This is a genomic window from Lyngbya sp. CCAP 1446/10 (genome assembly GCF_026130175.1).
In the GTDB taxonomy this organism is placed as follows: Bacteria; Cyanobacteriota; Cyanobacteriia; order Cyanobacteriales; family Microcoleaceae; genus Microcoleus.
This window is the reverse complement of record NZ_JAIGNI010000013.1, coordinates 1-9193: the sequence shown is the minus strand read 5'-3', so window position 1 is coordinate 9193 and position 9193 is coordinate 1. Positions and strand designations below refer to the sequence as shown.

General features: G+C 45.1%; 5 protein-coding genes. 1 reads left to right on the top strand and 4 read right to left on the bottom strand.

The genetic code is table 11. From position 1 onward, the window contains the following. Positions 1-49 precede the first annotated feature (49 nt). Together K4039_RS08105 and K4039_RS29795 are read right to left on the bottom strand one after the other, a co-directional pair. Positions 50-1255: a catalase gene (locus K4039_RS08105; protein WP_265234639.1), complete on the bottom strand. Its 1206-nt coding sequence runs from the start codon at positions 1253-1255 to the stop codon at positions 50-52. 23 nt (positions 1256-1278) lie between these two features. Continuing rightward, positions 1279-4065: a phospholipase effector Tle1 domain-containing protein gene (locus K4039_RS29795; RefSeq protein ID WP_321161585.1), complete on the bottom strand. Its 2787-nt coding sequence runs from the start codon at positions 4063-4065 to the stop codon at positions 1279-1281. Positions 4066-4814: 749 nt separating this feature from the next. Here K4039_RS29795 and K4039_RS08090 point away from each other — a divergent pair. After that, positions 4815-6005, top strand: a complete 1191-nt coding sequence (locus K4039_RS08090; RefSeq protein ID WP_265234638.1) for a transposase — start codon at positions 4815-4817, stop codon at positions 6003-6005. A 35-nt stretch (positions 6006-6040) separates the two neighbouring features. Here the strand turns inward: K4039_RS08090 and K4039_RS08085 are convergent, their stop codons facing one another. Next, entirely contained in the window at positions 6041-8434 is a 2394-nt protein-coding gene (locus K4039_RS08085) for an EF-hand domain-containing protein (protein ID WP_265234637.1), read from the bottom strand. Positions 8435-8794: 360 nt separating this feature from the next. Continuing rightward, positions 8795-8956, bottom strand: coding sequence for a hypothetical protein (locus K4039_RS08080; protein ID WP_375339795.1), 162 nt, complete (start codon positions 8954-8956; stop codon positions 8795-8797). Between the last annotated feature and the right edge of the window lie 237 nt (positions 8957-9193).

The window sequence follows — 9193 nt, the reverse complement described above, 5'->3', positions numbered from 1 at the left end:
CCCAATGCCCAATACCCCATGCCCAATGCCCCATGCCGCCCAGTCTTCTTCAAAAAGTCTCGTTTCCAGTTGGTTCTGGGATTGGGTCGCTCAGACCTAGCTTCTGATAGCGATAGGAGGCGACAACGGGGTAAACAATGCCGCGCAGCCGATTTATTGCACCAACCGGACGATGGACTGCTAGACCGTTCCAAGGAGAAAATCGCAGGTTTTCACAGAAATCGTATTGTTTCTCAAAATTAATGATTTGATGCTTGACGGTGAGACGACCGACTGTGAAGAAAGGAGATTCGCTTTCCTTCCAGAGAATCGTGGTATCGTCGATCGACATCTTGGAGTTGGTTTGGAATTGAATGCCAAAGTCCCAACAATATTGAGCATCAGGTTGGAAAAGGGCTTGAATGATGTCATCCCGGTAGTAATTGTCGAGTTTATTGGGATCTAAACCTAAAGCTTTGGCGCGATCGCTAAAAGGAAGTTTAGGAATCCCAGGTCGAGACTGGGATGCAATCTTGTTGTGCGGCGGTTCGCCTGAAACTGGAGTAAACGCATATTTAATCACAGCCGGATATTCGACAGGAACTAGACTCGTTTTGGAAGCATCAAAATCGGGTTTGAGACCCAAAGCAGAGGCTGAACTGCTCCAATATCGTTCTGTTAGTAAACTTTTTGGAGTCGAACTCGTACCCTTGAGGAGTGCTAAGAATTGCCTCGGATGTTGATACAACCACTTCTTTGTTGCCTCCTTCGACTCAACGACGGCAGAAAAAAAGCCGTAGTAATCTTTGATGTTTTCAACAAAGAAAAACGCTGAATTATGAACAATCAGATCCTGGGTTTTCGACTCATAGCTTTGCAGCAGTCGTTCCCCTTCAACTCCCATCACTTTCACTGCCATTGAGCGGGTGTCGGGTTCGCAATCATTTTTAGGTTGGAAAGCCCCGTTGGCAAATCGCAGCCAAACAGGATATTGCTTGGGCAAAGAGAGCAAGCCTTGCTTCAGGGAAATAGCATTGAGTTGCGAAGAAGTCAACGAGGCGCGTTTGTTCAACTCGCGTTTAATCGCTTCCTCATCAAAGTCAAAGATTTCGAGAGTTCCTTTAACAGCAGCGTGGCTTTTGGTGTGGGTATCTCGCAGCGCCCGTTCCTTGTCCTTATAAAGATTATCCATGCGGATATTGGTTTGCTCGACTAGGCGATCGCAATATTCGCGTTCATTATGTTCGGGATATTCTGTAAACAACTTATTGCTCATATTTGCCTTGATGCGTTTGCTGATTAAACGGGTTTCCAATTGTAGCGGTAAAACGAAATTCGATAGTTTTGACCTTGAGGAATGTTGCGGTGTACTACCTCAGAAAGCGTTTTGGTATTGTGAATAATTTCCCAGCCCACCGGCGAAAAAGTTTCTGGATTGAAGATATTTTCGGCTAATAAAGGATTGGTGAATGCTTGAGAAAACGCATCAATTCCGATTAATCGTCCCACTAAAGGAGGTAGGGCTGAGTTGGGACGCAAATCTTCGGCATAGAGTCCGACATAAAGCTCAATATTATCTACGTGTCCGTACAAACTTTTGAGTTCTCGTTGAACTCTTTTATTGCCACTAATCTGATCGAAATCGGTGACGCGGGGATACTTACACAACTCACGATAATCGTTGTAGCTTCTCAGTTTTGATTGACGAGCCATGCGAATACTAGCTAACTCGGTTGGTAACAGAAATTCAGGCGTATTGAATAAACTCAGTTGGGCGGCAGGTTGGGAACAACTTTCTTCAAAGATTCCTCCTAAACCCTTGCTGATAATCATGTTGTTGTTCCACATTGAGGCAGGCATGGGAACTGTCTGATCGTTGTGAATGAGAGTATCAGGCAACATACTGTGCCAGCGGTAGACCAAACTAAATTCTACCGACATCCAATTATGGCGATACCATTTTTCATTAGTGAAAGCCTGCGGATCGGTGAAGAATTGGAAGTGATAGGGAGTAATGTGGTTGATGTAATCTTCTAACACAATCCTGAGAAATTCAACCACTACAATGTTTCTGGCAGTTTGGAACAGACGTTCATCATCCCAGGCTGGATAGTGTTCTGCTAAGATGTCGCACACGCGATTGTGTTCTCTCAAGCAAAGAACGTTCAGCATTACATACCCAATTTGTACGTTTGCCCGTTCTAATTCAATCCCCATCGCGAATAAACTTTGTTTTTTTTCGTGAGAGAATGTCTCGGATTTTGGGATGGAATTTTCGGTGTAAAGATGAGGTAATTCTGCGAATTCTTCTTTGGCTCGTCCATCCTCATCGTAGTAAAACGGAGGATATTCTTCGCCATTAATAAATTGGCTTTTCATCTTGCCGCCTTTGTGCGATCGTAGCATCTGTGTAATCTTGGGGTTTAACCCATAGACATTACACAGATCGATATGGTGGTTGGAAGTATTTTTACGGTGATCGTCGCGGGCTGTACGCAGAAAGCTGTCGGTGAACCACTGCACAAAATAGGGAAACATCAGTGAAGATTTGGGCGAGTATTGTGTCTCCCCGTCTTTACGATACAAAATTTCCAAATCCTTAATCGGCGGCAGATTTTTCTCAAACTCTTCGGTAGGCGCTAAATTAATGCCGACGTAATTTTTATTGGTCAAGGGTTTCCAATCTAAAGGCGGCAACTGGAGTCCAGAGTACGAGCGATCGATCAATGAATCCCAAGATGTGTAGGGAGACATAGTGCTAAACTGATAGGGACGAACCGGAATCTTATTAATGGCATTGTTAATCAGCGTTTTATTGACTTTTTTCGCAAGACCTGAATTGTTTTGAATAAAGCTCCAAATTGGCTTTAAGCCAGTTAAAACAGCCGTCTCCAGTTTGTTTTTAAATCCGTCCCGTGAAGTATCTCTTTTGCTTGCCATGATAGTTTTTCTTTCTCGGTATTTTCCGGTTCGAGGGGGTGATGCTGCTAATTTTTCAGATTCTCGGTATTGCTCGGTTATAGGTGGTGATGTTGCTAATTTTTCAGATTGTGATGCAGTCTTTTCAGCCTGCTGGATGGAATCAAGTTTTGGGAGATGTCGTTGTAGATTTTTGGGGCGGTAATCCTGGCGGGTTTGCAACCGCAAAATCGTGCTTTCATGCAGTTCTTCAATTGCATCGCTCACTTCACGCAACTTGATTCCTGCTAATTTAAAAACCCCTGGATTGTTATTAAAATCACACTCATAATTAGGATTGATACCTGTTGGAATGACACTAGGATCGAATTCTAGGCCCAGTCCAAGGTTACGGGTTGAATCCAACATCCACTGCAAGGCGGCATCTGATAACCCACTGTATTCTTTCGTTCCACCGCCTACGCAGCTATGTCCGCCGGGAAACCAAACTTGAATTACCCGCTGGTTCTCAGTATCAGGATGCTTTTTCATGGGAGTTACGTCGAAAGCTTCGCGGATTTCGTCGATCGCCACGGCGTGCAACGCATTCTGAATCCCTTTATTTAAAGTTGTGTCGTGAAATCTGTAGCGCTTGTTGAGTTGTTCGTGAACCTGCTTGAAGGCAGGTAAACCAGGAATCCCCAGGGAACCGACGGTATCGAAACAACCAATCAAGGTAATCGGGACGCGATCGCCATAGGTGTCGCGGTAATCGGCAGCCATTTTATCTCGCGGTTTAACCTCTCGATGACGGTAAAGCTCGTAAGCTTCGTGGGTTTTAGTCACATGAGGGCGCGATAGAAGACCGGCGCAATAAATCATTCCCGCTAGACTTCTGACGGTGTAAGCACCGCGACTGAACCCGAATAGATAAATTTCGTCACCATCTACATAATTGAGACTGAGGAACCGATAGGCATCCTCAATGTTGCGATCGATTCCGAGTCCCGTGGCTCCGCCTAAAATCTTTTGACTCTCGGTGCCAATGCCCTCGTCATAAAACACTACCTGTGGAACTCCATCACTTGCGATCGGTTTCACAGATTGAGCCAGCTTAACTATATTGCTTGGGTAAGGACTCGATAGCTGTTGCCAAGTTCCATCACAGCAAATAACCAGACGTTTCATGTTCCACCTCAAAAGCTTTAACTCGGCGTAGCGTACATTGCCACGCATCTTACAAGTTGAGTAGCTGCGTCAGCCTTATTTATTATGTTACCAAGTAATGAAATGTTTTAAGAAAAACTCTGAAATCTGACAACTGACAGGCCGATCGCAAGAGTCAAAAGCCCTAGTTATACAGTTAAAAAAAACGATGCAACTGTAGGGAAGCTCCAAACCATTATGTGATAAGTCATTCCCAATTTCAATGTATAAATCCAAAACAGAAAATGGTAGTACCCAGCAATCGTAAACGGTCAAGCCTCCAATCATCGCATTCTCTTTCCCCGGATTAACTGTAACTGAGCCTGCAATCATCCATCTCAACCAGGATTAGTTGCAAATAGGCTGAAAGCAATGATGGGAAAAGGAAACCAGGTAAGAGTTCCTGTCACAGGTCAAGAAACTCGTGACGAAGCAAGGCGAGGTTGCTTTTGAAATCTTGACGACTTTCTTGACAGGGAAATAGGAGATTCAGAACCGCTTACAGGGGTTTTCGGAAGAGTCAAGAAAGCATTCATTTACTTGACTCTTATAGTTGCGAATAATCCCGATAAAAACGGATGAATGCAAGTTGGTTGCAATTAATCCTGGTTCAGTTATTAAGAATTTGGGTTTAAAACCCCGTCCTTCTAGGACGGCTTTAATTGTAACTTTTTATTACGCACTTACCTGTTTTGTGCTAACTTCGCTAGTATAACGGTGGAGGTAAGGCAATGCTAGTTTTTGAATTCAAGGCTTACGGAAAATCAAGTCAGTTCCAAGCAGTAAACGAAGCTATTCGTACCAGCCAGTTTGTTCGTAATAGCTGTTTGCGCTATTGGATAGACAATCCTAAAAAGAACAAGTACGACTTGAATAAATACTGTGCTGTACTAGCGGCAACTTTTCCGTTTGCTGACGAACTCAACTCCCAGGCAAGACAAGCAAGTGCCGAACGTGCTTGGGCAGCTATCTCTCGATTCTACGAAAACTGTAAGAAAAAGACTCCCGGCAAAAAAGGATATCCAAAATTTCAGAAAGACTGCCGTTCTGTTGAGTACAAATCGACTGGGTGGAAACTTACTCCAGACAGAAAGTCGATAACTTTCACCGATAAAAAAGGGATCGGCAAACTCAAGCTCAAAGGTACACGCGACTTGCATTTTTACCAAATCAGCCAAATAAAACGGGTTCGACTGGTAAAACGTGCTGACGGTATGTACGTCCAGTTTTGTGTTGATGTCAATAGAAAGGAAAACACAAAACCAACGGGTAAAACCATTGGACTAGATGTTGGGCTAAAAGAATATTACACTGATTCAAACGGAGTCACGGTTGAAAACCCTAGGTTCTTGAGAAAAAGTGAACGTATCCTTAAACGCAGTCAACATCGGGTGTCTAGAAAGGCTAAAGGTTCAAAGAATAGAGGCAAAGCTCGACAGGTTTTAGGCAAGCGCCATCTCAAAATAAGTAGGCAACGTAAAGACCATGCCGTAAAATTGGCAAGGTGCGTAGTTCAGTCAAACGACTTGATAGCTTACGAAGATTTGAGAATCAAAAATATGGTGCAGAATCATTGTCTTGCTAAGTCCATTAACGACGCATCTTGGTATCAGTTTCGTGTATGGCTTGAATATTTTGGAAAAGTATTTGAGAAAGTAACGGTTGCGGTGAATCCGCAATATACCAGTCAAGAATGCTCTAGCTGCGGCGAAGTTGTCAAAAAAACGCTATCCACCAGAACTCACGCTTGTAAGTGTGGGTGTCTGATGGATAGAGATTTCAATGCCGCTATAAATATCCTAAGTCGGGGATTGGGTACGGTAGGGCATACCGGAACCTTTGCACTAGATGCAAATAACGCTTTGGGAGAATTGACCTCTACTGTGGTTGGAGAAATCCAATTAGAGCAAGTCGGCTCGTAGATCAAAGAATCCCCATACCTTCAGGCTGGGGAGTGTCAAGCGACTTCTACGAACACACCGCTGCGGGCAAACTCTTCCTCTTCCGGCGTGAAGTGGGGCACTTTATCTACAATCTCAGGGTCAAAACGGTATGTCTCCTGAAGGAATTGTCCGGCGATCGCAGCTTCCTCCAAATCCTTGATGTAATCTTGGGCTAGAGTGCAAGCTTCTCTCATACCTTGCTCGTCGCCCTTCTCCAACAGCTTTTGCAGCGTTGCTCTGACACCTGCTAACCGCGATGCTGGCTTGAGCAGCCCGTAGAGGCGGTACAAGCGATCGACCGAGATGCTGAGGTGTTTGAGCGCTTTGCTGCGCGCTAGTTCGGAGTCCAGACTAGGCCAGTAGCGGGTGGTATAGAACGCTTTCTCATCCTTGTGATACCATTCTTCCGATCGAGCGATCGATGACGAGACAGTGTTGTGTAGTTTCCAGAAGAATAAACGCAGGGCAGAACCATCGACAACTGTAGACAGCTTTGCATCCATCGATACTTCAAAGTTATTAAGCTGGCGATCGCGCCCCAGCAAAAGATACTCCACCGGGTACATATCAACCTCTTTGTTCTGCACAACGTACATATTGAGGTGGTGGCGGCAGTAGGGGCAGGGATACATGGTAGCAAACAGCTTAAAGAAGTCCTTGAAGACTGCTACTAAGGCTTTTTGCTGCTTTAGGGGCTTAGTACAGACAATTTCCGCCGTAGTGTGGAAAAAGCGCCATACCCCAGGGCCGATATAGTAGGGGAAACTGACGCGCATCTGGGAATCTTTCACGTCACTTCGACCCAAATACACATCAATGAATGACACATACTGGGAAAGCGCCCCAGACTCGCGCCCAAACTCTTGGCGTTCGCGCCGTTTCTGCACCCCATTCAGATAGTGGTGGGTTAAACGCCATGCCTGCATGATAGCCAGCTTTTGTTTTGGGCTGCATTTAGGAAAGTTTTCTGCCACATCCGCCCCATAGTGGCCAAATCCTCCAACGGATTTGGTGTTTTCGTACCATTGAGCTAATGTCGCTTCGTCAGGTACGGTGTTGCTTGGGATGTCAGCCGCCGTACTGACGCTGAATGCCGCTAGCAGCTTAGGCATAAAATCCTCATACCAATATGCGACTGGCATCATCGCACCTTTGATTGCTTCTGAGGCATCGGAAATGATCACGCGGTTCCACTGCTTCAAATAATCTTTGGGATCGCCTTCAGATTTGGGGGGAGGTGGGGCAAGCTCTGCATTCAGTTCCATCTGCCTCAAGCGGTTGAGTTCGTTGATTGCCAGCACGCCTTCAGCGATGTCACGAAAGCTGAACTGCTTTTTCTTCATGGTGATGGCGAACTCGACACCTGCGGCAAACTTCTCTTTGACTGAGATTGAATTGCGACTGGCCTCCAGCATCGCTTTATCTTCAGCCCGCATCTCTGGTGTTTTTTCGATGGTGTTCCAGTTTTTGATACGGTTTTGCAGTCGATCGTACTCAGAATCGATCGATTCAACGACTGCATTTAGCAGGGGATGGCAAGCTTTTTCTACGATATCTAAGCCTTTGTAAAGCGCGATCGCTTGCTTCACAAACTGCACAAAGTCGGTGATTCTATAGGGTAGGTTTCTCACGCGCAGGTGAGTTTCGTGGTTGGCGGAGAAACTCTCGCGGAAGCAGCGGTAGGCAGATCCTTGAATCAGACGGAACATACCGATTTGCATTTGCAGGCGCGAGGTAACGCGCTCTTTTTCCTCCTGTGGATGTTGAGCGAGCAGTTCTTTGAGTCGCGCTACCTCCGGATCGTCGCTTAGTGCTTCCTGTACTGGAGATTCGGCGGTTGTTAAAGTGGTTGTGTTAGTGGCAGCCAGTATTTCTTCTTCGGTGAGGGTGGCTGCATCGCTTGAAGTAGGATTCGTTAGGGTAATTGGCGAATCTTGAGAACTACTTATTTCTGATTCATGCGGGACGAGTTTCATGAACTCTTCAAAGTCAATGGAGGCATCGCCATCACCATCGACTTCTTCGATCATTTTTTTCAGTTCCTCATCAGTCAGCCCAAACTGACTCATGACGCTGTGCAGCTCGTTTGTTGTAATCTGACCGCTGCCGTCTTCGTCAAACACGCTGAATGCCAGCTTGAGACGGCTTTTGCGATCGCCCTGCTGCGACAAAATTAGGGTTTGGAATTCCTCAAAATCTATACTACCAGACAAGTCAACATCTACCTCCTTGACCATATCGCGCAGTTCGATGTCGCTAGGACTCTGCCCGAGCGATCGCATCACTTGCCCCAGTTCCTCTGTTGAAATCGCACCGCTGCCATCTTCATCAAATACTTTGAAAGCTTCCCAGAGCTTCGCCACCTCTTCTTCAGTCACAACTTTGTTTTCAAGGGCCACAGGTACCATGAATCAATCCTCCCTAATGTTTTAATTGGGTCACTATTGGATCGAGGCGGTTCTCCTAAACCAGAGAGTGCCGTATTCATTGCCGGAAATGCCGATCGTCAACATCGATCGGTAGAACATAACTGACCAAATCAGTGTATCCCGACAGGAGGCCACAATGAAGGATTAATTCGCCAAATGCTGCAAAATCGATCGTTCCACTTCGATCGCGATCCATAGATTTCTATAAAGCGGGTTCTGAAACCTCTAGATAATTAGCAATTCTATCCACATCATGGGTCATAACGATAATTTCTGCATATTGACGGATTGCTTTCTGATGACGCTGCTCAAAATATTGCCGCACTATCAAACACCAAATTACTCTTTAACAACATCCATTAACTGTTCAATCAAAATATCGAGGGTGCGAGCTATTTTTTGAATCGATGTGATGTCAACAGCGGCCAGCCCTTCAGAACGAGCATAGTGCCTGACTGTGCTGTACGGAACGTCCGAGCGATCGCATCCTTGAGCGTCCAACCTTTTTGATCAGCCAACTCTCAAATTCGGAACCTAACTAATCCCATTCTGCCTATTGACAAACGATAAGTATCTATCGTTTAATATTTTTAGTAACAAAGGTAGTAATAAATATGTAGTGAAATTTAATTACAGTAATTGAATACATAGGATAATTTTATAACTCACACAATCAAGTTTTGTGATTTTTAATATTTCTTTACGCACTCGAATGTAGATTTAGTTACACTTATGCTA